The 24,235-nt window shown below is 72.2% G+C and carries 21 protein-coding genes; 9 read left to right on the plus strand and 12 right to left on the minus strand.

Features of this window, described 5'->3' with window-relative positions; all coding sequences use genetic code 11:
- Positions 1-31: 31 nt before the first annotated feature.
- The 5 genes from AC0KTA_RS05275 to AC0KTA_RS05295 form a co-directional block, all read right to left on the minus strand.
- A complete protein-coding gene (locus AC0KTA_RS05275) occupies positions 32-1,252 on the minus strand; it encodes an acetyl-CoA C-acetyltransferase (RefSeq protein WP_481053926.1) in 1,221 nt (406 codons plus the stop codon).
- 56 nt (positions 1,253-1,308) lie between these two features.
- Positions 1,309-2,451 (minus strand): acyl-CoA dehydrogenase family protein, encoded by a 1,143-nt coding sequence (locus AC0KTA_RS05280; RefSeq protein WP_481053927.1) that lies wholly within the window; start codon positions 2,449-2,451, stop codon positions 1,309-1,311.
- A gap of 45 nt (positions 2,452-2,496) precedes the next feature.
- The gene (locus AC0KTA_RS05285) at positions 2,497-3,522 is read right to left on the minus strand and encodes an LLM class F420-dependent oxidoreductase (protein ID WP_481053928.1); all 1,026 of its coding nucleotides are present in this window, start codon (positions 3,520-3,522) and stop codon (positions 2,497-2,499) included.
- Positions 3,522-4,667 (minus strand): CaiB/BaiF CoA transferase family protein, encoded by a 1,146-nt coding sequence (locus AC0KTA_RS05290; protein WP_481053929.1) that lies wholly within the window; start codon positions 4,665-4,667, stop codon positions 3,522-3,524. The genes AC0KTA_RS05285 and AC0KTA_RS05290 overlap by 1 nt, the downstream gene beginning before the upstream one ends.
- A gap of 118 nt (positions 4,668-4,785) precedes the next feature.
- The gene (locus AC0KTA_RS05295) at positions 4,786-5,271 is read right to left on the minus strand and encodes an MmcQ/YjbR family DNA-binding protein (RefSeq protein ID WP_481053930.1); all 486 of its coding nucleotides are present in this window, start codon (positions 5,269-5,271) and stop codon (positions 4,786-4,788) included.
- Positions 5,272-5,378: 107 nt separating this feature from the next.
- On the opposite strand from AC0KTA_RS05295, the gene AC0KTA_RS05300 reads away from it, so the two are divergent.
- On the plus strand, positions 5,379-6,581 hold the full coding sequence (locus AC0KTA_RS05300; RefSeq protein WP_481053931.1) for a saccharopine dehydrogenase family protein: 1,203 nt from the start codon (positions 5,379-5,381) through the stop codon (positions 6,579-6,581).
- A 111-nt stretch (positions 6,582-6,692) separates the two neighbouring features.
- On the opposite strand, the gene AC0KTA_RS05305 is transcribed toward AC0KTA_RS05300, so the two are convergent.
- Positions 6,693-7,400, minus strand: coding sequence for an endonuclease V (locus AC0KTA_RS05305; RefSeq protein WP_481053932.1), 708 nt, complete (start codon positions 7,398-7,400; stop codon positions 6,693-6,695).
- Between the two features lie 210 nt (positions 7,401-7,610).
- On the opposite strand from AC0KTA_RS05305, the gene rox reads away from it, so the two are divergent.
- Both rox and AC0KTA_RS05315 read left to right on the plus strand, forming a co-directional pair.
- Positions 7,611-9,194 (plus strand): rifampin monooxygenase, encoded by a 1,584-nt coding sequence (gene rox, locus AC0KTA_RS05310; RefSeq protein ID WP_481053933.1) that lies wholly within the window; start codon positions 7,611-7,613, stop codon positions 9,192-9,194.
- A gap of 10 nt (positions 9,195-9,204) precedes the next feature.
- Positions 9,205-9,504 carry a YciI family protein gene (locus tag AC0KTA_RS05315; protein WP_481053934.1) on the plus strand — a complete coding sequence of 100 codons (300 nt, stop codon included), beginning with the start codon at positions 9,205-9,207 and terminating at the stop codon, positions 9,502-9,504.
- A 15-nt stretch (positions 9,505-9,519) separates the two neighbouring features.
- Here the strand turns inward: AC0KTA_RS05315 and AC0KTA_RS05320 are convergent, their stop codons facing one another.
- The gene (locus tag AC0KTA_RS05320) at positions 9,520-10,707 is read right to left on the minus strand and encodes a WD40/YVTN/BNR-like repeat-containing protein (protein ID WP_481053935.1); all 1,188 of its coding nucleotides are present in this window, start codon (positions 10,705-10,707) and stop codon (positions 9,520-9,522) included.
- Positions 10,708-11,001: 294 nt separating this feature from the next.
- On the opposite strand from AC0KTA_RS05320, the gene ssgD reads away from it, so the two are divergent.
- Entirely contained in the window at positions 11,002-11,418 is a 417-nt protein-coding gene (gene ssgD / locus AC0KTA_RS05325; protein WP_481053936.1) for a spore wall synthesis regulator SsgD, read from the plus strand.
- 116 nt (positions 11,419-11,534) lie between these two features.
- Here ssgD and AC0KTA_RS05330 read toward each other — a convergent pair whose 3' ends face one another.
- Both AC0KTA_RS05330 and AC0KTA_RS05335 read right to left on the minus strand, forming a co-directional pair.
- Entirely contained in the window at positions 11,535-12,374 is an 840-nt protein-coding gene (locus tag AC0KTA_RS05330) for an isocitrate lyase/PEP mutase family protein (protein ID WP_481053937.1), read from the minus strand.
- 51 nt (positions 12,375-12,425) lie between these two features.
- The gene (locus tag AC0KTA_RS05335; protein WP_481053938.1) at positions 12,426-13,181 is read right to left on the minus strand and encodes a GOLPH3/VPS74 family protein; all 756 of its coding nucleotides are present in this window, start codon (positions 13,179-13,181) and stop codon (positions 12,426-12,428) included.
- Between the two features lie 411 nt (positions 13,182-13,592).
- Here AC0KTA_RS05335 and AC0KTA_RS05340 point away from each other — a divergent pair, with 411 nt between their 5' ends.
- From AC0KTA_RS05340 to AC0KTA_RS05350, 3 genes are all read left to right on the plus strand, one after another.
- Positions 13,593-15,287 carry an ABC-F family ATP-binding cassette domain-containing protein gene (locus AC0KTA_RS05340; RefSeq protein WP_481053939.1) on the plus strand — a complete coding sequence of 565 codons (1,695 nt, stop codon included), beginning with the start codon at positions 13,593-13,595 and terminating at the stop codon, positions 15,285-15,287.
- Between the two features lie 10 nt (positions 15,288-15,297).
- Positions 15,298-17,622 (plus strand): ATP-binding cassette domain-containing protein, encoded by a 2,325-nt coding sequence (locus AC0KTA_RS05345; protein ID WP_481053940.1) that lies wholly within the window; start codon positions 15,298-15,300, stop codon positions 17,620-17,622.
- A 230-nt stretch (positions 17,623-17,852) separates the two neighbouring features.
- Positions 17,853-18,833 (plus strand): acyl-ACP desaturase, encoded by a 981-nt coding sequence (locus tag AC0KTA_RS05350; RefSeq protein WP_481053941.1) that lies wholly within the window; start codon positions 17,853-17,855, stop codon positions 18,831-18,833.
- Positions 18,834-18,847: 14 nt separating this feature from the next.
- Here AC0KTA_RS05350 and AC0KTA_RS05355 read toward each other — a convergent pair whose 3' ends face one another.
- Together AC0KTA_RS05355 and AC0KTA_RS05360 are read right to left on the minus strand one after the other, a co-directional pair.
- Entirely contained in the window at positions 18,848-19,096 is a 249-nt protein-coding gene (locus tag AC0KTA_RS05355) for a WhiB family transcriptional regulator (protein ID WP_481053942.1), read from the minus strand.
- Positions 19,097-19,266: 170 nt separating this feature from the next.
- Positions 19,267-20,058 carry a VOC family protein gene (locus AC0KTA_RS05360; RefSeq protein ID WP_481053943.1) on the minus strand — a complete coding sequence of 264 codons (792 nt, stop codon included), beginning with the start codon at positions 20,056-20,058 and terminating at the stop codon, positions 19,267-19,269.
- Between the two features lie 322 nt (positions 20,059-20,380).
- Between AC0KTA_RS05360 and AC0KTA_RS05365 the strand changes: the two genes are divergently transcribed.
- On the plus strand, positions 20,381-21,604 hold the full coding sequence (locus AC0KTA_RS05365) for a glycoside hydrolase family 64 protein (RefSeq protein ID WP_481053944.1): 1,224 nt from the start codon (positions 20,381-20,383) through the stop codon (positions 21,602-21,604).
- 126 nt (positions 21,605-21,730) lie between these two features.
- Here AC0KTA_RS05365 and AC0KTA_RS05370 read toward each other — a convergent pair whose 3' ends face one another.
- Complete coding sequence (locus AC0KTA_RS05370) at positions 21,731-22,819, minus strand: LacI family DNA-binding transcriptional regulator (RefSeq protein ID WP_481053945.1); 1,089 nt, start codon at positions 22,817-22,819, stop codon at positions 21,731-21,733.
- Between the two features lie 344 nt (positions 22,820-23,163).
- Between AC0KTA_RS05370 and lplAB the strand changes: the two genes are divergently transcribed.
- Positions 23,164-24,228 carry a lipoate-protein ligase LplAB gene (gene lplAB / locus AC0KTA_RS05375; protein WP_481053946.1) on the plus strand — a complete coding sequence of 355 codons (1,065 nt, stop codon included), beginning with the start codon at positions 23,164-23,166 and terminating at the stop codon, positions 24,226-24,228.
- Positions 24,229-24,235 lie beyond the last annotated feature (7 nt).

The following is a 24,235-nucleotide window of genomic DNA, read 5'->3' on the forward strand; positions in this document are numbered from 1 at the left end:
AGTCGGCGACGGACAACAGCCCCACCGGCGCTTAGCCGGAGACCCGTTCCACGATCGTGGCGATGCCCATGCCACCGCCCACGCACAGCGTGGCCAGCCCGTACCGGAGGTCCCTGCGCTCGAGTTCGTCGACGAGCGTGCCCAGGATCATCGCTCCGGTCGCGCCAAGGGGATGTCCCAACGCAATCGCGCCGCCGTTGACGTTGACCTTGTCCAGGGACAGACCCATGTCCTTGACGAAGCGCAGCACGACGGCCGCGAAGGCCTCGTTGATCTCGACGAGGTCGATGTCGTCGATGGTCAGGCCGGCCTTGGCGAGCGCCTTGCGGGTCGCGGGCGCCGGGCCGGTGAGCATGATCAGCGGCTCGGAACCGGACACGGCCGCGGAGACGATCCGCGCGCGGGGGGTGAGGCCGTTGCGCTCGCCGACCTCCTTGGTGCCGATGGCGACCAGCGAGGCGCCGTCGACGATGCCCGAGGAGTTGCCCGCGTGGTGGACGTGGTCGATCTCCTCGACCCAGTGGTACTTCTGCAGCGCGACGGCGTCGAAGCCGCCCATGTCGCCGATGTCCTTGAAGGACGGCTTCAGCTTGGCGAGGGAGTCGGCGGTGGTGCCGGGGCGCAGGTGCTCGTCGTGGTCGAGGACGACCAGGCCGCTGCGGTCCTTGACCGGTACGACGGACTTCGCGAAGCGGCCTTCCTTCCAGGCCGCGGCGGCCCGCTCCTGGGAGAGCGCGGCGTACTCGTCGACATCGCGCCGGCTGAAGCCCTCGATGGTGGCGATCAGGTCGGCGCCGATGCCCTGCGGCGCGAAGCTCGTGTCCCAGTTGGTCATCGGGTCGGCGAACCAGGCGCCGCCGTCGGAGGCCATCGGTACCCGCGACATCGACTCGACGCCGCCCGCGAGCACCAGGTCCTCCCAGCCGGAACGGACCTTCATCGCCGCGAGGTTGACCGCCTCCAGACCCGAGGCACAGAAGCGGTTCTCCTGGACGCCCGCGACCGTGTCCGGCAGTCCGGCGGCGATGGCGGCGATCCGCGCGATGTCGGACCCCTGGTCGCCGACGGGACCGACCACACCGAGCACGATGTCGTCGATGGCGGCCGGGTCGAGGCCGGGGAAGCGGGCCTGGATCTCGTGGATCAGCCCGACGACGAGGTCGATCGGCTTGGTGCCGTGCAGGGCACCATTCGCCTTGCCGCGTCCGCGCGGGGTGCGGATCGCGTCGTATACGTACGCTTCGGTGGTCACGCGTCAAGCCTTTCGGGGGTTTTCGGGGTTATCGGAGGTTACGGGGGCTGGAGAGGTCAGCCGAGGAGGGAACGGCCGATGATCTCCTTCATGATCTCGGTCGTGCCGCCGTAGATGGTCTGGATGCGTCCGTCGGTGAAGGCCTTGGCCACGCGGTACTCGGTCATGTAGCCGTAGCCGCCGTGCAGTTGCAGACAGCGGTCGGCGACGCGCTTCTGCAGCTCGGTGGCCCACCACTTCGCCATCGACGCGTGCACCGCGTCGAGATCCCCGTTCGAGTGATCGACTATGCACCGGTCGAGGAACGTGCGCGTCACGGCGCACTCGGTGGCCATCTCCGCGATCTCGAACCGGATGTGCTGGAGCCTGGCCAGGGGGCGCCCGAACGCCTCGCGCTCCTTGACGTACGCCGTGGTGATCTCCAGCAGATACTCGGCGGCGGCGATCCCGGCGACGGCGATGCCCATGCGTTCCTGCGCGAGGTTCGTCATCAGGTGCACGAACGCGCCGTTGAGCTCGCCGAGCAGGTTCTCCTTGGGCACGCGCACGTCGTTGAAGAACAGTTCGGCGGTGTCCTGGGCCTTCTGGCCGATCTTGTCGAGGTTGCGGCCGCGCTCGAAGCCCGCCATGCCGCGCTCGACGACCAGGAGGGAGAGGCCGTGGGCGCCGCCCTCCGGGGTCGTCTTGGCGACGACGATGACGACGTCCGCGAGGATGCCGTTCGAGATGAACGTCTTGGAGCCGTTGAGCAGCCAGTGGTCGCCCTTGTCCTCGGCCGCGGTGCGGATGCCCTGCAGGTCGGAGCCCGCGCCCGGCTCGGTCATGGCGATCGCCGTGATGGTCTCGCCGGAGCAGAAGCCGGGCAGCCAGCGGCGCTTCTGCTCGTCGGTGGCGAGGCCCGTCAGATACGGCCCGATGATGTCGTTGTGCAGGCCGACGGCCAGGCCCGCGGCGCCCGCGCGCGTGAACTCCTCGGCGAGCACGGCGGCGTAGCGGAAGTCGGTGTTCCCGCCGCCTCCGTACTCCTCGGGCACGGCGAGCCCGAGGAGGCCCTGGCGCCCGGCCGCGAGCCACGCCTCGCGGGAGACGACGCCGTCCTTCTCCCACTGTTCGTAGTGCGGCAGCACCTCCTTGGCGAGGAAGGTGCGGACGGTGTCGCGGAACGCGTCGTGCTCGGGGGCGAAGATCTGCCGCTTCATGTGTGGGTGGCCTCCTCGGCGCCTCTGTGGGTGGCCTCGTCGGCCCTAGAGCCAGTCCTTGACGGTTTCGACGAGCTTGGCCGGGTCGGGTCCGACCGGGATGACGTTGAGCATCGTGACGCCCGCGGCGCGGAACACCTCGACCCGCTCGCGTACGTAACTCGCCGGGCCGCACAGCGACATCAGTTCGCAGAGCTCGTCCGGCACGGCGGCCTCGGCTTCCTTCTTCCGGCCCGCGAGGTACAGCTCCTGGATGCGCGCGGCCTCCTTCTCGTAGCCGTACGCGACCGCCAGGTCGTTGTAGAAGTTCTTGCCCACGGCGCCCATGCCGCCTACGTAGAGGGCGATCTGGGGCCGGGCGAGGTCGCGCGCGGACGCCGCGTCGTCGCCGATGGCGAGCAGTCCGCCCGCGACGACCTGGAGCGGGCCGAGCGCCGGATCGCGCCGGGCGCGGCCCTCGGCGAGGGGCGCGCCCCACACCTCGTGCGCCTTCTCCGGGATGAACAGGGTGGGCAGCCAGCCGTCGGCGATCTCGGCCGTCATCGCCACGTTCGCCGGTCCCAAGGAGGCGATGTACAGCGGGACTTCGGCGCGCACGGGCTTGGTGAGGATCTTCAGGGGCTTGCCGAGCCTGCCGCCCTTCTCCGGGGGCAGCGGCATGTCCGTGATGCCGTGGTGGTCGATGACCTCGCGGCGCAGGATGCGGCGGGTCAGCTCGACCGCCTCGCGGGTGCGGCCGAGCGGCTTGTCGTACGCCTTGCCGTGCCAGCCCTCGACGACCTGCGGTCCGGACGCGCCCAGGCCCATGATCGCGCGGCCGCCGGAGATCGCGTCGAGCCCCGCGGCGGTCTGGGCGATGAGGGCGGGCGTGCGCGAGTAGACGTTGAGGATCCCGGCGCCGATCCGCACGCGCTCGGTGCGGGCGGCCAGATAGCCCATGATCGTGGGCGAGTCGAAGCCGTAGGCCTCCGCGACCCAGACGGCGTCGAGGCCCGCCCGTTCCAGGGCCACGACGGCGTCGACGCCCTCGCGCGGGTCGCCCGCGTAGGCAAGCGGGGTGGAGATCTCCATCAGGCGCCTTCCTGGGTGGGGTCGAGCAGGGCCGATACGTCCCAGTCGCGGGCCACGGCCGCGGTGTCGGCGCCCGGCTGGGCGGGGCCGGTGCGTACGGAGACGGGTGTCGCGGAGAAGCGCGGCGCCGGGGCGGGCTGGGTGATGCCGCCGTGGTCGGTGAACGTGCCGCGGGCGGCGAGGTGCGGGTGGTGCGGGGCCTCCCGCAGCGACAGGACGGGCGCCACGCAGGCGTCGGAGCCCTCGAAGAGGGCCGTCCACTCCGCGCGGGTACGCGTCTTGAAGCGGGCTGCCACGGCGTCCCGCAGCTCGCCCCAGCGCGCGAGGTCCTTACGGGCCGGGGCGATCTCGCGCAGGCCTATGAGCTCGATGAACTCGTCGTAGAACTGCTGCTCAAGAGCCCCGACGGCCATGTACTGCCCGTCCGCCGTCTCATAGGTGCCGTAGAACGGGCAGCCGCCGTCGAGGAGGTTGGCGCCCCTGCGGTCCTGCCAGCCGCCCGCCGCCACCATGCCGTGGATCATCGCGGCCAGATGCGCGGCGCCGTCCACGATGGCGGCGTCCACGACCTGGCCGCTGCCGGTGGCGCGTGCGTGGTGCAGCGCGGCGAGGACGCCGACGACCAGGTACAGCGAGCCGCCCGCGTAGTCCCCGACGAGGTTCGCCGGGACGGCGGGCGGCTCCCCCGGGGCGCCGATCATGCCGAGCGTTCCGGTCACGGCGATGTACGCGATGTCGTGTCCGGCGCGCTGTGCGAGCGGGCCCTGCTGGCCCCAGCCGGTCATCCGGCCGTAGACCAGCTTCGGGTTGCGGGCGTGGCAGCTCTCCGGGCCGACGCCGAGCCGCTCGGCGACTCCTGGGCGAAAGCCCTCGATCAGCACGTCCGCCCGTTCGGCCAGGGCGAGCACGCGGTCCGCGCCTCCGGGTGCCTTGAGGTCGACGACGACGCTGCGCTTGTTGCGGTTGGTGACGTCGTACGCAGGGTCGATCGCGAGGCCCGGCCCGCCGGGGCGATCGACGCGCACCACGTCCGCGCCGAGGTCGGCGAGCAGCATGGCGGCGAACGGGCCGGGCCCGATGCCCGCCAGCTCGACCACGCGCACCCCGGCCAGCGGCCCGTGAACGCCCTTGTCCGGCACTGCCATTGAGCCCCCAGCGCTATGACACAACCGATGTAACACCAGTGATGCCAATGATGCTAAGAACGCGTTCCACTCCGCACAAGCCCCTGACGAGCAAGCGCTTAGCCAGATCTGCCGTCGTCTAGCCGGATCTGTTGTCGTCCAGCTCCGCGACGCGCTTCTTCGGCGCGATCGTCCGGTAGCTCTCCTCCACCCAGTCGTACAGCAGCTCCGCGCTCGGGGCGCCCTTCTCCTCCAGGGGGATCCGGACCCAGCCGGACCTGCCCAGGCCGTAGCCCGCGGGCTCGGCGCCGGGGGCGGTCAGGGCGTGCGTGTGCGTCACCTCGTCCGTGAGCTTGACGGTGACGGCGAGCGGATAGCTGCCGTCGTTCACGCCCAGGAAGACGAACACCTTCTTGTGAATCTTGGCGACCGACTCGCCCCAGGGGAACTCCTCGGTGGCGCCGGGCAGATCGAGGGCGAACACCCGCACCCGCTCCCATTTGGCCAGCGCGGCCCTGGACGGTTTCTTCGGCTTATCCGGTTTCTCCGGCTGCTTCGCCTGCTTCGGCTTCGTCTTCTCCGGCTGCTTCGGCTTCGGTCCCGCCTTGTCCGCGGCGTCCGGCATGGCACCTCCTCGGCACCTTGATGGGCGCCCTTCACGTCGGCGCCCCTTGCCCCACACGCTAGCCTCAGCCACCGACAACGGCGCGGGACACACGACTGAGAGGTGCCATGACCAGTCACGACCAGGACCGTCCGTACGACATCGTGCTCTTCGGAGCCACGAGTTTCGTGGGCGCGCTGACCGCCGAGTACCTCTCCGAGCACGCGCCCGACACCCTGCGGTGGGCGATCGCCGGACGCGACGCGGGCAAGCTGCGGCGGCTGCGCGAGCGCCTCGCGGCGGACCGTCCGGGCTGCGCGGAGCTGCCCGTCGTGCACGCGGACGCCGCGGACCCGGCCTCGCTGCGCGAGATGGCCGCGCGGACCCGCGTCGTGGCCACCACCGTCGGCCCGTACCTCAGCTACGGCCAGGACCTGGTGGCCGCCTGCGCGGAGGCCGGCACGGACTACGCCGACCTGTCCGGCGAGCCCGAGTTCGTGGACCTCATGTACGTGCGGCACGACGCCCGCGCGCGGGAGACCGGCGCGCGCCTGGTGCACGCGTGCGGCTTCGACTCCGTGCCGCACGACCTGGGCGCGTACTTCACCGTGCGGCAGCTGCCCGAGGACGTGCCGCTGCGCGTGGACGGCTTCATCACCGCCGGCGCGCGCCTCTCCGGCGGTACGTTCGCGTCCGCGCTGCAGCAGTTCGCGCGCGGCCGGCAGATGCTCGCCGCGGCCCGCGACCGGCGGCGGCACGAGCCACGGCTCGTGGACCGCAAGGCGTACGCCCCGCCGAGCGCCCCGCGCTACGCGCCCGAGGTCGGCGCCTGGGCCCTCCCCCTGCCGACCATCGACCCGCAGGTGGTGCAGCGGTCCGCGCGGGCGCTGCCCCGCTACGGCCCCGACTTCCGCTACCGCTACTACGCCGCCGTGAAGTCGCTGCCCGTCGCCCTCGGCGGGGTGGCCGCCGCGGGCGCGCTGTTCGCCGCGGCGCAGGTGCCGCCCGCGCGGCGCCGCCTTTCCGGCCTGCTCAAGCCCGGCGAGGGGCCCGACGCGGCCCGGCGGGCGGCCAGTTGGTTCTCCCTGCGCTTCGTCGGCGAGGGCGGCGGGCAGCGGGTGTTCACCGAGGTGCGGGGCGGCGACCCCGGATACGGCGAGACCGCGAAGATCTTCGCGGAGGCCGCGATGTCGCTGGCCCTGGACGAACTGCCCGACGTCGCGGGGCAGGTGACCCCGGTCGTGGCGATGGGCGACGCGCTGACCGCGCGGCTCACGGACGCGGGGATCGGGTTCCGGGTGGCGGCGGTGCGGCCAGCGGTCGCTGCGTAAGCGCTCCGCTGGATGTGCCGAACCAGGCCGTCGTGTGCCTGCGGGCCCGTCTGGGCTGGTCGCGCAGTTCCCCGCGCCCCTTCAGGGCGCCACCGAACCGCAGCCCACCACTTAGCCCGCTGTCGCCTCGCGCAGGGCCGACCTGCACAGCGCGTCGGCCCTGCGGGTGGTCTCCGGCAGGCGGTAGCGCGGGGTGAGGTGCAGGGTGTGGGCGCGGGCGTCGGCGAGGGTCACGCGGTGGCCCACCGAGACGAACACCGGCTTCACGCCCTCGCGCGTCCGCAGCGCGCTGCCGACCTCCTCAGCACCGTCGAGGAGCGGCGCCGCGCTGCCGCGCGCGGCACCCGGCGCCTCGTACGAGAACGTGAAGGGGTTCTTGGCGACGCCGATCGTGGGCCGGCCGGTGAGCACGCCGAGGTGGCTCGCGAGCCCGAAGCGGCGTGGGTGCGCGATGCCGTACCCGTCGCACACGACGAGGCCCGGGTCGGCCTCGAGGGCGTCCAGGGCGGCGAGCACCGCCGGGATCTCGCGGAACGCCAACAGGCCCGGAACGTACGGGAAGGCGACCCGGCCGACCGCCGTCGCCTCCTCCACCACGTCGAGGCTCGCCCCGTCCAGGACCACGACCGCCGCGGCGACCACGTCGCGCTCGTCGTCGTACGCCACGTCGACGCCCGTGACGTGTCCGGTCCCCGGGCGCGGCCCCGGCTCGTCGCGCACGACCCGCTCGCGCAGGCCGTCCTGGACGGCACGCGCCGCGGACTCGTCCGCGGGCCAGTCGGCGGGCAGGGGAGGAATCGTCACGGTGGGCGTGTTCATGGTGTGCCGAGCCTAAGGGGTGGGCTCACCCGCGACGGCGGAAGGCTGTGGCGCCGGAACGGAGACAGTGGGCCAGAACAGCCGAATGGCGAGGAACTCGTCCCCGCCATGCTCAAGGTATAGCGCACCAGGGGGCTTGCGGCAAGGCCCGGGGGGTGCCGCAGAATCATCGGCCTAAGCCATGACCTGCGGAAATGGATGAGGTTCGTAATGATCGACGTGATCGTCGTCGGTGGTGGGCCGACCGGCTTGATGCTGGCCGCCGAACTCCGGCTGCACGGAGTGCACGTGGTCGTGCTGGAGAAGCTCACCGAGCCGACCAAGGAGTCCCGCGGGCAGGGCCTGCACACGCGCAGCGTCGAGGTGATGGACCAGCGCGGCATGCTGGACCGGTTCCTCGCGGTCAGCGAGAAGTTCCAGGTCGGCGGCCTCTTCGGCGGCATCATGAAGCCGTGGCCGGAGCAGTTGGACACGGCGCACCCGTTCGGCGTGGCCACGCCGCAGCCGGTCACCGAGCGGCTGCTCAACGAGCGTGCCCTCGAACTCGGCACCGAGGTCCGGCGCGGCTGCGAAGTGGTCGGGCTGAGTCAGACCGAAGACGGTGAGACCGAAGACAATGACGAGGCCGGGGCCGGGGTGACCGTCGAGCTGGCGGACGGCACGCGGCTGCGCTCGCGCTACCTCGTCGGGTGCGACGGCGGCCGCAGTGCGGTGCGCAAGCTGGCCGGCATCGGGTTCCCCGGCGAGCCCGCCACGGTCGAGACGCTGCTCGGGGACATGGAGATGACCGAGGATCCGGCGACGGTCACCGCAGTCGTCGAGGAGGTCCGCAAGACCCAACTGCGGTTCGGCGTGGTCCCCGGCCAGGACGGCGTGTACCGCGTCATCGTGCCCGCCGACGGCGTGGCCGAGGACCGTGCGATGCCGACCCTCGAGGAGTTCAAGCAGCAGCTGCGGGCGGTCGCGGGCACCGACTTCGGCGTGCACTCGCCGCGCTGGCTGTCCCGGTTCGGCGACGCCACCCGACAGGCCGAGCGCTACCGGGCGGGCCGTGTGCTGCTGGCCGGCGACGCGGCGCACATCCACCCGCCGACCGGCGGGCAGGGGCTCAACCTCGGCGTGCAGGACGCGTTCAACCTCGGCTGGAAGCTGGCCGCCGCGGTCAACGGCTGGGCGCCGGACGACCTGTTGGACACCTACCACGCCGAACGGCACCCGGTGGGCGCCCGCGTCCTGGACAACACCCGCGCGCAGATCACGCTCCTGGGGACCGAGCCGGGTCCGACCGCCCTGCGGAAGCTGCTCTCGAAGCTGATGGACATCGAGGAGGTGAACCGGTACGTGACCGCGATGGTCACCGCGGTCGACGTCCGCTACGACTTCGGCGAGGGCCACGACCTGCTCGGCCGGCGGATGCGGGACCTGCCGCTGAAGCAAGGGCGCCTCTACGACCTGATGCACGGCTGCCGCGGACTGCTGCTCGACCCGGCCGGACGGCTCTCGGTGACGGGGTGGGCGGACCGGGTCGACCACGTCGTCGACGGCAGCGCGGAACTGGAGGAACTGGACGTGCCCGCGGTGCTGCTGCGCCCGGACGGCCACGTGGCGTGGGTGGGTGCGGACCAGGCGGGACTGCTGGGCGAGCTGCGCAGGTGGTTCGGCGCGGCCGGGACGGATGCTGCCGGAACGGGCGGCGCCGGGACGAGTGCCGCTGGTTCGAGGGCCGCCGGGACGAGTGCCGCCGGTTCGGGTGCAGCTGGTACGGGTGTCATCGCGTCAGCCGCGTCGGAGTAGCCTGACGATCATGTTCGTGATGGAGCTGACCTACACCGCCCCGGTCGACCGCGTCGACGCCCTTCTCGCCGACCATGTCGCCTGGCTGGACGCGCAGTACGCGGCCGGCGTCTTCATCGCGTCGGGGCGCAAGAACCCGCGCGACGGCGGCGTCATCATCGCCGTGGGCGACAGCCGTGCGGAGATCGAGAAGCTGGCGGCGAGCGACCCGTTCACGGTCGGCGGCGTGTGCTCGTACCGGATCACCGAGTTCCTCGCGACGAAGACGGCGGCCGAACTGGCGCCGTACCGGCAGGAGTTGCCCGCCTGATCCCGGCTGTCCCCGCTATCCCGGCCGTCCCGGTTCCAGCCGTGCCACCCGTCCCTTCTCCCCCGCCGCCCAGCAGCCCAGGTCGCGGGCGCAGTCGACGGTGTCGTACGAACCGGTGTCCACCGTGCGCCAGGTGCGGCCGCCGTCCCTCGTGAGGTCCGTGCCCGTGGGGCCGACCGCGAGGGCCGTGCGGCGGGTGTGCGGGATCCAGGCGACGCCCGAGCGGTAGGCGGGGACGGGCCGCGCGGCGGCTTCCCAGGTGCGGCCGCCGTCGCGGCTCACGGCGGCCGCCTTCGGCGACTGCTCGCCGGGGCGGTAGTCGCCGCCGACCGCGATGCCGTGCGTACGGTCGCGGAAGGCCACGCCGAAGACGCCGCGGGCCGGGTCGCCCGCCGGAATGGGGGCGTCCGTGGCCGTCCACGTCAGGCCGCGGTCGGCCGAGTGCAGCACCCGCGCGCGGGCCGCGCCGCCCGTCGCGAGCCACACGTCGCGCGGGCCCGAACTCACCAGGCACTGGCCGCTCGCGGCGAAGCCCGACTCGCCCTGCTGTGCCACGGGCATGCCCTTGTCCGGCAGGACCTTCCAGGAGCGGCCGCCGTCCGCGGTCGACAGGATGCGGTACTTGCCGTCCACCGGGTCGCTCATCGCCAGGCCGTGGCGCCGGTCGAAGAACGTCATGCAGTCGTAGAACGCCCGCGGGTCGGTGTTGCGGAAGGACTCCGTCCAGGTGGCGCCGCCGTCGGTGGTGCGGAAGACGCGTGACGCCTCGCCCTCACCGATCGCGAGGACGACCGCGCGCCGCCCGTCGAACGCCTCGACGTCCCGGAATTCCAGGGCCGTCTCGCCGGGCGCCACGGGCGGCGACACGTTCCGCCAGCTCGCGCCGCCGTCCGTCGTGCGGAGCACGGTGCCCTTCGAGCCTGCCACCCACGCGGTGCCGCGGCTGACGGCCGCGAGGCCCCGGAAGCGGGAGTCCGTGCCGGTGGTCTTGAGCGACCAGGCAGGGGGCCGGGACGTGGCCGAGGGGGCCGGATCCGGTGCGTGGCCCGCGGGCTGGACCGCCGCGACCGACGTCAGCGCGAGCGCCGCCGCGCCCAGTCCGGCCCACACACCGCGTCTCGTACGCCCGGTGCTGATCGGCCGCTCCCGTCCGGCCCGCTCCTTCGTACGTACCTCCGTACGCTCCGTACGCCTCGTCCGCATCGCACGCCCCTCCCGGTCCACCGGCCCCGTGCCTGTCGTGGCGGGGCGAAGCTAGCCCACGCCCGGGGCCCCGTCCAGATGGCCGACAGACGGCCGAACTGGGCCTTTCGAGGGTCGCCCGGGCAGCGGCCCCCGGGCACCGGACGCGGTCGGGCGTTGTCGCGGTGACAGAGGTCACTCGCTCCGGAGGGGTCCTCGCGTGCACGGATCTTCCGTTTCCAACGTCTATTCAAGTGACCGACCCCGGTCGTGCACACCCCGGTCGTCCAGCAGTCAGAGTTGAGGGAGCAGGCGTTGTCCACTGTCATCGAGCAAGCCGTTGAGGCCCGCCTGGTCGCCGCCGCGCCACGGATGCCGACCATTCCCGCGACGCTCCACTACGACCAGCGCGACCCGTTCGCCGTCCGGATGAGCTTCCCGGCCCCGGCGACGCTGGAAGGCGTCGAGGTCTACTGGACGTTCGCCCGCGAACTGCTCACGCACGGCGTGGAGACCGCCGTGGGCGACGGCGACGTGCGGGTCAGGCCGTACGGCTACGACCGCACGGTCCTGGAGTTCCACGCCCCCGAGGGCACGGCCATCGTGCACATCCGCACCGGCGAACTGCGCCGCTTCCTGCACCGCACGGCCGCCCTGGTGCCGGCCGGCCAGGAGCACCTGCACGTCGACCTGGACCACGACCTGGCCGAGCTGATGCGCGACGCCTGCTGAGCGACGAGGCCTGCTGACCGACGCCTGCTGACCGACGCCTGCTGAGCCCCGGCTCGCCGCCGCGCCCCCGCGACCCCGCGCCCCAGCGACCCCACGGCCCTGCGGCCCAGCCCGCCTCACCTGCCGAGCAGTTCGTTCAGCTCCCCGTAGTCGAGCCCGCCCGCCAGCGTCCCGTACGTCCCCTCGGCCAGCAGTTCCCGCGCGGCCCCGCGGACCAGCGCATGCGCCGCCTGCGCGATGCCCGCGCCGACGCTGACGCGTGCGACGCCGAGACCGGCGAGGTCCGCCACCGGCGGCGCGCCCGGTCCCACCATCACGTTGACCGGCCCGTCGACGCCCTCGACCAGCGCCTTCACCGTCGCCGGATCGACCGCTCCGGGCACGAACACCCCGTCCGCGCCCGCGGCGAGGAACGCGGCGGCCCGCTCCAGGGTCAGCGCGAGCCGGGCGTCCGGCCGCTCGCCCACACTCCGCAGATAGGTGTCGATGCGCGCGTTCACGAACAGCGGCACACCGGCCGCGTCGGCGGCACCGCGCGCGGCCGCGATCCGCTCGGCCTGCTCGGCGGCCGACCGCAGCGGCCGGTCCGTCCCGTACAGGCCGTCCTCGATGTTCACGCCGACGACGCCCGCCGCCAGCGCGGCGCGCACGGTGTCGGCGACGCCCGCCGCGTCCGTCGCGTAGCCGCTCTCGATGTCGGCGGTCACCGGTACGTCGACGGCCGCGGCGATCCCGGCGACGGCGGCGAGCGCGCGGTCACGGGTCAGGCGGTCGCCGTCGGCTGCGCCGAGGGCCCAGGCGAGGCCTGCGCTGGTGGTGGCGACGGCGGGGGCTCCGGCCGCCTCGACGATACGGGCGCTGGCGATGTCCCAGGCGTTGGGCAGGACGAGCGGGGTACCGGGGGTGTGCAGGGCGCGGAAGGCGGTCGCGGTGACGTGCTGGTGCTGGTTCGTCATGAGCAGCACCCAAGCAGGGCCGCGGGGGCGGGTCTGGCGAGAATCCGACATCTACGCCGGGCCGCCCCCAGCCCTGCTCCCGCTCCCGCCGCCCCCGTGCCCGCCCTCGCCCCCGCCCTCGCCTCCGGGCAGCCGCCCCTCCTCCGCCGCGGCCACCGCCGACGCCAGTGCCTTCCGCAGTTCCCACATCAGCGCGCGCAGTTCCGGTGAGCGGGCCCCGGCGCGGTCGGTGAGGGCCTCCAGGCGCTCCCGGTACCGCCGCCGGTCCCCCGCTCCCACGACGGCGCGCAGTTTTCCGGTGGCCGCGCAGACCACGAGGGCCGCGTCGTCCTCGGGGACCTCCGCGACGGGCACGGGGCCGCGCAGGACCGCCAGGCACTCGGCGCGCAGCGCGTCGGCATACGCGGTGCCCTCCAGGACGTACCGCCGGGAGGGGAAGACGCCGAGGACCCGGGTGCGCTCGGCGCGCAGCTGACCGTCCCTGACCAACTGGTCCTTCAGCTCTCGGAGTTGGTGGCGGGAGCGGCGCGTCATCCAGGCTCGCCAGCTGCGCGGCCGGGACTCCTCGACGAGTTCCATGAGCGCGTCGAGGGCGTCGTCGCCGGTGCGGCCGCCGAGTACGGGTGTGACGATGCCGCCGTCGTCGGACAGCAGCCCGCGCCGGGCGAGGTCGGCGAGCGCGGCGGCCCGCACCGTCAGATGAAGGTCGGGGGCGGACGCGCCCGTGCCGTCGTCGGCGCGCCAGGAGAGCAGCAGGACACGGGCGGGCAGCGAGAGGGAGCCGTGGGCCCCAAAGGACAGCGACACGGAAAAACTCCTTTGCGCGACCGCGGGCCGGCCCGGCACGCTGGTGCCGGGCGTCACGCCCGGCCCGCGCCTTCCGGGGCACGGTAACCCGTTGACAGGAACCCGCACCCCCTTTACGGTGTATAGCGCTTCTGTTGCCGTCGATCGGAGAAGGACGTTGCTCGTCTGAGGTCTTGAGACACCGCGTCACAGCCTTCCTGAACTCTTCGCTGTTCCATGAGTTCATCGAATTCCTCGCTGTGCACGTCGGGTGCGACCTCGGCACAAGAGCCGTCCGTTCCGGCGCAGGGCCTTTCTCCATCTCCCGGCCTCCGGTCTTTGGCATCCGGCTGCCCCGGCGCACACGACCCTCGCGGTGTCCCGCACGCGTTGCCCCTCACCCGCGCACCACCAAGCAACCGCGAGGCCTGTATGTCTATGTCGCCGTCCCCCACCACGTCCATCACCTGCAAGTCGCTCGCCTTCGCCTGGCCCGACGGCACCACCGTCTTCGACGGCCTGCAGGCCGCGTTCGGCCCCGGCAGGACCGGCCTGATCGGCCGCAACGGATCCGGCAAGTCGACGCTCCTGAAGCTGATCGCCGGCGAACTCACCCCGGGCGAGGGCACCGTACGCACCGCGGGCGACGTCGGCTATCTGCCGCAGAACATCACCCTCGACACCGCCCTGCGCGTCGACGAGGTGCTCGGCATCGCCGGCACCCGCGCCGCGCTGCACGCCATCGAGGCGGGCGACCCGAGCGAGGAGCACTTCACGGCCGTCGGCGACGACTGGGACGTCGAGGAGCGCGCCACGGCGACCCTCGCCCAGCTCGGCCTCGGCCACATCGGCCTCGACCGCACCACCGGCGAGGTCTCCGGCGGCGAGTCGGTGCTCCTTCGCCTCGCCGCGCTGTTGCTGAAGCGGCCCGGCGTCCTGTTGCTCGACGAGCCGACCAACAACCTGGACCTGCACGCCCGGCGGCGCCTGTACGCGGCCGTCGAGGCGTGGTCCGGAGTGCTCGTCGTGGTCAGCCACGACCGGGAGCTCCTGGACCGCGTCGACCAGATCGCTGACCTCCGGGACGGCGAAGTGGCCTGGTACGGCGGCAACTTCAGCGCGTACGAGGAAGCGCTCGCCGTCGAGCAGGAGGCGGCGGAGCGCATGGTGCGGGCCGCCGAGTCCGACCTGCGCAAGCAGAAGCGCGAACTCGTCGAGGCCCAGGTCAAATTGGCCCGCCGCAAGCGGTACGGCCAGAAGATGTGGGACCAGAAGCGTGAGCCGAAGATCGTCATGGGAGCGCGCAAGCGGGCCGCCCAGGAGTCCGCGGGCAAGCACCGCATCATGCACGAGGGGAAGCTGGCCGAGGCCAAGGAGCGCCTGGACGACGCCGTCGAGGCGGTGCGCGACGACGACGAGATCCGCGTCGATCTGCCGCACACCGCGGTCCCGCCGGGCCGCACCGTCCTGACGCTGCAGGAGCTGACACTCCGTTACGGCTCCCGCGTGAGCGGCCGGTTCGAGCTGCGCGGGCCCGAGCGGATCGCGCTGGTCGGCCGCAACGGCGCGGGCAAGACGACGCTGCTCAGGACCATCAGCGGCGAGCTCGACCCGCTCGGCGGGGAGGCGGAGGCGCACGTCCCGCTGCGTTTCCTGCCGCAGCGTCTCGACGTACTCGACGAAGAGCGGACCGTCGCCGAGAACGTCGCGCGGTTCGCGCCCGACGCCACGAACAACCGGATCCGGGCGCGCCTCGCCCGCTTCCTGTTCAAGGGCGCGAAGGCCGACCAGCGGGCGGACACGCTCTCCGGCGGCGAACGGTTCCGGGCGGCGCTCGCGGCGCTGCTGCTCGCCGAGCCCGCGCCGCAGCTCCTGATGCTCGACGAGCCGACGAACAACCTCGACATGGCGAGCGTCCGCCAGCTCGCGACGGCCCTGGAGAGCTACGAGGGCGCGCTGATCGTCGCCAGCCACGACCTGCCGTTCCTGGAGTCGATCGGCATCACGCGCTGGCTGGTGCTCGACGGCGAGCTCAAGGAGGTCTCCGGACCCGACGAGATCACCCTGGAGAACACCGTGGAGAACACCTCGGAAAACAGGACAGAAGTTGTCGGGTATCCCGGCTAGCTTCGCGTCCATGCGAGATGTCAGCCACCCACCGCACACCTGGTCGGACCACCAGCACATCACCCTCACCGGGGCCCGGGAGAACAATCTGAAGGAGGTGAGCCTGCGCATCCCGAAGGGCCGTCTGACGGTCTTCACCGGGGTGTCGGGCTCGGGAAAGTCGTCGGTCGTCTTCGACACCATCGCCGTCGAGTCGCAGCGCCAGCTCAACGAGACGTTCACGTGGTTCATCCGCAACCGGCTGCCGAAGTACGAGCGGCCGCACGCGGACGCCATCGAGGACCTCGCGCCCGCCATCGTCGTCGACCAGAAGCCGATCGGCGGCCACTCCCGCTCCACCGTCGGCACCATGACGGACATCTACTCGGTGATCCGGGTGCTGTTCTCCCGGCACGGCACGCCGAGCGCGGGCCCGGCCACCGCGTACTCGTTCAACGATCCGAGCGGGATGTGCCCCGAGTGCGCCGGGCTCGGCCGCACGGTGCGGCCCGACTACGACCGCATCCTGGATCCCGCCAAGTCCCTGGCGGGCGGCGCGATCCTGTTCCCGCCGTTCGCCGTCGGGACCTGGCAGGGCCAGACGTACACGAACACCACCGACCTCGACACGCACAAGCCGGTCGGTGAATTCACCGCCGCGGAACGGCAGTTCCTCATGCGCGGCGGCGGGCGCGGCAAGAAGGCCGCCACGGCCCACAAGGTCAGCGTCGACAACACCGGCGGCGCCCGCGACATCGACTACGAAGGGCTCGCCGACCGCTTCGAGCGGCTGTACCTGAACCGCGATCTGTCGGCGCTCTCCCAGAAGACCCGCGACATGGTGCAGCCCTTCCTCGTCGAGGACCACTGCCCGGCGTGCGACGGCGCCCGCCTCAACCCGGCCGCTCTCGCCACCCGCGTCGCGGGCCTGAGCATCACCGACTGCACGCGCATGGAGGTCACCGACCTGATCGCGGCGCTCGGCCGCGTCGACGGGCCGGTGGCGGGACCGATCGCCGGGGCGGCCGTCGCCGCGCTCGAACGGATCGAGGCCATCGGGCTCGGCTATCTGAGCCTCGACCGCGAGACGTCCACGCTCTCCGGCGGCGAGGGCCAGCGACTGAAGATGGTGCGGCACCTCGGCTCCAGCCTCACCGGCATGACGTACATCTTCGACGAGCCGAGCGTCGGCCTGCACCCGCGCGACGTGGGCCGCCTCAACGACCTGCTGCTCCGCCTGCGCGACAAGGGCAACACCGTGCTCGTCGTCGAGCACGACCCGGACGTGATCGCCGTCGCCGACCACGTCGTCGACATGGGCCCGGCCGCGGGCACCGACGGCGGCCTGGTCGTGTTCGAGGGCACCCCCGAGGAGCTGCGCGCCGCCGACACCCTCACGGGCCGCTGCCTGCGCCGCACCAGCGGCGTCAAGGAACACCCGCGCGAGCCCGTCGGCGGCGAGTGGATCAAGGGCGCCGACCTGTACAACCTCAAGGACGTGAGCGTACGGGTGCCCACCGGCGTCCTCACGGCCGTCACCGGCGTCGCGGGCTCCGGGAAGAGCACCCTGATCTCCCGGGCCTTCATCGAGCAGCACCCCGACGCCGTGGCCGTCGACCAGTCGTCCATCGGCATCTCGGCGCGCTCCACCCCGGCGACGTATCTGGGGATCATGGACCGGGTCCGCTCTCTCTTCGCCAAGCGGACCGGCACCGAGCCGGGCCTCTTCAGCTTCAACTCCCATGGGGCCTGCGAGAGTTGCCAGGGCCGCGGGATCATCTACAGCGACCTGGCCTTCATGGATCCGGTCACGACGACGTGCGAGGCGTGCGCGGGGCGGCGCTTCAAGGACGAGGTGCTGCGCCTGACGGTGGGCGGGCGCTCGATCGTCGACGTCCTCGACATGACCGCCGAGCGGGCCCTGGCCTTCTTCGCGGACTTCCCCGACGCGGCGGTACGCCGCCGGCTCGGCGCCCTGCGTGACGTCGGCCTGACCTACCTCACCCTCGGCCAGCCGCTGTCCACACTGTCCGGCGGAGAGCGGCAGCGCATCAAGCTCGCCACCCAGCTGCATCGGACGGGGACCACGTACGTCCTCGACGAACCGACCACCGGCCTGCACATGGCGGACGTCGACGGGCTGCTCGCCATGCTGGACCGGCTCGTCGACGCCGGGAACACCGTGCTCGTCGTCGAACACAACCTGGACGTCGTCAAGCACGCGGACTGGGTCATCGACCTGGGGCCCGACGGGGGCAAGCACGGCGGCCGGGTCGTCTTCGAAGGGACGCCGCGGGAGCTGCTCGGGGCGCGGGGGTCGTTCACGGCGGAGCATCTGCGGCGGGCGGTGGGCTGAGCCCGGCTTCGGGGCCCTGTCCCACCCCGCGCAGGGGCCCCCTGCGCCGGACCCGGTTCCGGGGCTGTTCCGACCTGGTTCCGGGGCTGTTCACCGACCCGGTTTCGGGGCTCTTTACGGAGGGCTTAACCTACGGGTACGTAACCTACGATGGCGTAGGTACATACCGCTCGCGGCTCCGTGCTACCCCCGGCGCCGCATCCCCACCCCTCCCGTCCCCAGGAGACCCCGTGACGATCACCTCCCCCCATCTCGGCAGCCCGGACACATGGACCGACGCCCGGCTTCTGTACGCCTTGGAGGAAGTGGTCGAGAAGGAGCTCAACCGGCATCTCGCCGTGGCCAAGGACTGGATGCCGCACGAGTACGTGCCGTTCTCCGACGCCCGGAACTTCCCCGGCATCTTCGAGGACGGCGAGGCCTGGGACAAGGGGCAGTCGCCGGTCACCGACATCGGCCGCGTCGCCCTCGTGGTGAACCTCCTCACCGAGGACAACCTCCCCAGCTACCACCACGAGATCGCCTCCCTCTTCGGGCGCGACGGCGCCTGGGGCACATGGGTGCACCGCTGGACCGCGGAGGAAGGCCGGCACGGCATCGTCATGCGCGACTACCTCCTCGCGTCCCGGGCCGTCGACCCCGACCAGCTCGAGCAGTTCCGCATGGCGCACATGAGCGAGGGCTTCGAGTCCGACAACCGGCACTCGATGCTGCACTCCGTCGCGTACGTCGCCTTCCAGGAGCTGGCGACGCGGATCTCCCACCGCAACACCGGCCACCAGTCCGGGGACCCCGTCTGCGACCGGATGCTGGCGCGCATCGCGACCGACGAGAACCTGCACATGGTCTTCTACCGCAACCTCCTGAAGGCCGCCTTCGAGCTCGCCCCCGACCTCACGATGTGCGCCGTGCGGGACGTCGTCGTCGGCTTCCGCATGCCCGGCCACGGCATGCCCGGCTTCGAGCGGGCCGCCGCCCAGATGGCCATCGGCGGGGTCTACAACCTGCGCATCCACCACGACGACGTGCTGCAGCCCGTGCTGCGCTTCCTCAAGGTCATGGAAATCTCCGGGCTCGGCCCCGAGGGCGCGAAGGCCCAGGAGGAGCTGGGCTTCTTCATGGACGGGCTCGACGCGGAGGCGTCGAAGTTCGACGAGCGCCTGGCCGCGCGGCGCGCTCGGGCGGCCGCGCGGGGCGCCGCGCCGAGCTGAGCCGACCGCGCCCCTCAGGCACGTCCTTGCCGCAGGCTCTGCCGTTCCTTCTCGGAGAGCCCGCCCCAGACGCCGAACCGCTCGTCGTTGTCGAGGGCGTATGCCAGGCAGGTCTGGCGCATCTCGCACAGGCGGCAGATGCGCTTGGCCTCGCGCACCGAGCTGCCGGGCTCGGGGAAGAAGAAGTCGGGCCCGGTCTGCGCGCACAGCGCCTGCTCCTGCCAGGCGAGTTCGGGCTCGGTCAAAGCGGTGTCATTGTGCATGCCGTGATCCTCGAGGACGGCGCGAAACAAGCGATCAACGTTCGCTCAACGCGGCGCGCCGGGCGTTGCGGACCACGGCAGCGGGGCCCTTCGCCGGGGCCCCGCCCATGGGCCTCGACTCGGCGGGGCCCCACCTCGGCGGCCCCTCCCCGTCGACTCGGCCCTGCCGCTCAACCCTGCTGCGGCTCCGGCTGCATCAGCGCGAACCGCGCGCCGTACGGATCGGCGAGCTTCGCGAACGCGCCCACACCGGCGAGGTCCATGCGCTCGGCCCGGACCGTGCCGCCGGTCGTGCGCGCCTTCTCCACCACCGCGTCGATGTCGGTCACCTGGAAATACGGCATCCAGTAGACACCGGCTTCCTGCTCGACCGGGTCCTGGTCGAGGGGCCACAGGCCGCCGAACATGTCGTCCGGCGTGCCTTCGCGCGGATACACCATGGTGTACGACCCGCCCTCGAAGGGCTGGGTGATGGTCTTCCAGCCGAACACGGCGTCGTAGAACGCGGCGCCCGCCTCGATGTCCGGGGTGTACAGCTCGGTCCAGATCAGGCCACCCGGCTCGTTCACCAGCTCCAGGCCCTTGTTCCGGCCCGGCTGCCACACGGAGAAGGCGACGCCCGCCGCGTCGGCGAAGCCCGCCATGCGGCCGAGGTCCAGGACGTCCATCGGCTCGAAGAGGGTGCGGCCGCCCGCCTGCTCGACCTGCTTGGCGGTGGCGTCCGCGTCCGGCGTGCAGAAATACAGCGACCAGGTGGGGGCGCTCATCTCGGGCGTGACCGTCATCCCGCCGGCGGCCACCTTGCCGTCGAGCTGGAACGTGCCGTAGCCACCGACTTCCTCGCCGCCCTTCTCGAAGTCCCAGCCGAAGACACCGCGGTAGAAGGCCGCGGCGCCGTCCATGTCCGTGGTGCCCAGATCGACCCAGACCGGGGCGCCGGTGAGCGTGAGATCACTGAGCATGATCGACTCCTTTGTCGTGCTTTCGCCTCACGGGTACGTCAGTTCCGAGTCTTCCACCGGGCACTGACAATCCGCGCGCGCTGACCCCGGCCCGGCAAGGACCGCCACCGCCCACCCGGGCCGACCCCCACCTTCCGTCACTCTCCGCGTCCGACCTTCATCACCTTGTGAACCCGGAACAGATTCTGAGAGCGCTCTCAGCCCTAACTCTTGACGACGCGTTTTCCCCGCCGCAACAGTGGGGGCACGTCGACGCACCACCGCGCACCCGGGCCGCACTCCTGCCCAACTCCCCCCACATTCCCGCCAGGAGAGACATACCGTGATATCGCGCAGAGCGTTCCTGACGTCGTCCGCGGTCGCCGCGGGCGCCCTCACCTACCCCGCCTGGGGCGGCGCGTTCAGCCCGGACGCCGCCGCCGCGCCCGCGACCTGTGAACTCGCGCTGCAGAACAAGTCGCTGCCGGGCCAGGTCCGCGCGTACGTCACCGGCCACGAGCCCGGCACGGACCGCTGGGTGCTGCTCAAGCCGGACGGCGGCGTCTACCGCCCCGAATCGCCGTCGGCCCCGCAGACGCCGCTGCCCGTGGACTGCGCCATCCCGCTGGGCGCCGCGGGCTCCGCCCCCAAGGTGCTGACGCTGCCTCACATGTTCGGCGCCCGCGTCTACTTCGTCCGCGACGGCAAGCTGGACTTCTTCCTCAATCCAGGTCCCTCCCTCGTCGAGCCCGCCTTCGCCACCAAGGAGGACCCGAACTACGGCCGCACGTGGTCGTTCTGCGAGTTCACCTTCAACAGCACCCAGCTGTACGCCAACATCAGCTACGTCGACCTGGTGACCGCACTGCCCATCGGCCTCACCCTGGAGGGCGACGCCAAGCACACGGTCGCGCCGCTGCCCGAGGGGGCCGTGGACAAGATCGCCGCCGATCTGGTGGCGCAGGCGGGCCGGGACGGGCAGCCCTGGGACAAGCTGGTGATCCGCGGCGACGGCGGCGTGCTGCGCGTCATCTCGCCGCAGAACCTGATGGCCCCGCACTTCGGCGACCCGAGCAAGATGCCGTTCCGCGACTACTGGAACGGCTACATCGACCAGGTCTGGGACAAGTACCGCGGAGCCGACCTGCGCATCGACCTCCAGGGCGGCCGAGGCGTGCGCGTCGGCCGGGTCTCCGGCGACACCCTCAGCTTCGAGGGCGGACACACCTTCGCCAAGCCCACCTCGAAGGACATCTTCACCTGCAACCACGGCCCGTTCACCAACAACCCGAACGACTCCGACGACAAGAAGGGCCTGCTCGCCCGGCTCGCCGCCGGGTTCAACCGCAGCATCATGCTCACCCACCCGTCCCAGCCGAACGGCACGACGGCCGGCGACTACTACCGCGGCGACGTCACCAACCACTGGTCCCGGGTGGTGCACGCCAACTCGCCCATCGGGTACGCCTTCCCGTACGACGACGTACGCCCGGACGGACAGCCGGACGTGTCCGGCGCGGCGCACGACGGCAACCCGCGCCGGTTCACGGTGTCCGTCGGGTCGTGACCCCGGGGGCGCTCCGGAGGAGTCCCCCATGAACTCGCGCCCCGGTCCGGCAGTGGACCGGGGCGCGACCGTGTTGTTGCCGAACGCGACCCCGTTGACGCCGAACAAGTGCCGGAAGGAGGACCGCTAGGCGGACTCCCGCCGGACGAGATCCGTGGACAGCACCACGCGCGAGCCCTCCTCGGCGTCCGCCTCGGCATCCGTCTCGCCGTACGCCGTGTCGATCTCCTCGCCCTTCCCCGCGGCCCCGTCCTGCCCCTGCCCCTGCCCGCGCAGCAGCATCGCCGCCATCAGCCGGCCCATCCCCTCGATGTCCTGCCGCACCGTCGTCAGCGGCGGATCGGTCTGCTCGGCCACGGGCAGCATGTCGTCGAAGCCGACGACCGCCACGTCCCCCGGCACGCGCCGCCCGCACGCGCGCAGCGCGCGCAGCGCACCGGACGCGGACAGGTCGTTCGCGGCGAAGACGGCGTCGATGTCCGGGCGGCGGTCCAGGAGCAGACGCATGGCGCGCTCACCGCCGGCGAGGGTGAAGTCGCCCTCCGCGATCAGATCCGGGTCGGCACCCGGCACCACGTCGCGGTATCCGTCGAGGCGGTCGACGGCGGACGTCTGGTCGAGGGGGCCGGTGATGTGGGCGACGCGCCCGCGGCCGAGTCCGACGAGGTGCCGTACGGCCTGGTGGGCGCCGCCGCGGTTGTCGCAGTCCACGTACCGGACGCTGCCCGCGCCGCCCGCCCAGCCCGGCCGGCCGCCGAACACCGTGGGCACCCCGGCGCCGTGGATGATGCCGGGCAGCGGGTCGTCCAGGTGCAGCGAGAAGACGAGCGCGCCGTCCACGTGGCCGCCCGCGAGATAGCGCCCGACCCGCTCGTGGTCGGCCCGGCCCTCCATCAGGAGCAGCACCAGCTGGACGTCACGTGCCGTCAGTTCCTTGCTGATGCCGCGGAGTTGGAGTGCGAAGAACGGGTCGCCGAACACCCTGGTCTCGGGCTCGGCGATGACCACGGCGACGGCGTCGTGGCGCCGGGTGACGAGGCTGCGGGCGGCGCGGTTGGGAACGTAACCGAGCTCCTGCACGGCCCGTCTGACCTTCGCCGCGAGCGCTTCCCGCACCCCGGCCTCGCCGTTCACGACGCGCGAGACCGTCGCCCGCGACACCCCCGCCCGCTCGGCCACTGCCTCCAGCGTGGGACGCGATGCTGCCTGCGGCACCTCGGGACTCCTCGTCGACGGTTGCCGCACAGGATAGCCCCGGCCCGCGCGCCCGCAGCGCGGCCCCTCGGGCGCCGACGGGCCGCGGCTCCACGCTCCGGCACTAGGGCGTGTCCGATGGGTCCGGTCGGCTGTGTTCCGGGTGCGTGTTTGTGGGGTCGAGCGGTGTCTGGTGCGTGTGGCTGCAAGGCGGAGGAGGGCGTCGACGCAGTGGGGCCTCCCCTGCTCGAGCGCAGTCGAGAGCTTGGGGAACGTCGGCAACCGACGACAACGCCGCAGACGCGCGTGCCAGGCGCCGCGACGCCGACGGGACCCATCGGACACGCCCTAGGTACCGTTGCCCCATGCATGGTGAGTACAAGGTCCCCGGCGGCAAGCTCGTGGTCGTCGATCTGGACGTCGAGAACGACACCCTGAAGAACGTCCGCGTATCGGGCGACTTCTTCCTGGAACCCGACGAGGCCCTCCTCGCCATCGACCGGTCCCTCGAAGGCGCCCCCGCCGACACCGACACCGCGGGCCTGACCGCCCGGATCGACGCCGCGCTGCCCGAGTCGGCCGTCCTGTTCGGCCTGACCACGGAGAGCGTGGCTGTCGCGGTGCGCCGCGCCCTGGCCCAGGCGAGCAACTGGAGCGACTACGACTGGCAGCTCATCCACGAGGCGCCCCAGCCCCCGGCGCTCCACATGGCCCTGGACGAGGTGATCACCGCCGAGGTCGCGGCCGGCCGGCGCCCGCCCACGCTGCGCGTCTGGGAGTGGGACGCCCCCGCGGTGATCATCGGCAGCTTCCAGTCGCTGCGCAACGAAGTGGACCCCGAGGGCGTCGCCCGGCACGGAGTGACCGTCGTACGCCGCATCTCCGGCGGCGGCGCCATGTTCGCCGAGCCGCAGAGCACCATCACCTACTCCCTCGCCGTGCCCGAGTCCCTCGTCTCCGGCCTGTCCTTCGCCGACAGCTACGCCTACCTCGACGACTGGGTCCTCGGCGCGCTCGGCGACATGGGCATCAAGGCGTGGTATCAGCCCCTGAACGACATCGCCACCGAGGTCGGCAAGGTCGCGGGCGCCGCGCAGAAGCGGATGGTCGGCCCCGACGGCGGGCCCGGCGCGGTCCTGCACCACGTGACGATGTCGTACGACATCGACGCCGACAAGATGCTCGAGGTGCTCCGCATCGGCAAGGAGAAGCTCTCCGACAAGGGCACCAAGAGCGCCAAGAAGCGCGTCGACCCGCTGCGCCGCCAGACCGGCCTGCCGCGCGAGACCGTCATCGAGCGGATGATCGACTCCTTCCGCTCCCGCTACGGCCTCACGTCGGCCGAGGTCACCGACAAGGAACTGGCCCGCGCGCAGGAGCTGGTCCACACGAAGTTCGGCGCGGCGGAGTGGACGGCCCGCGTGCCCTAGGGCGCGT

It is taken from the genome of Streptomyces sp. Y309, from assembly GCF_056712025.1.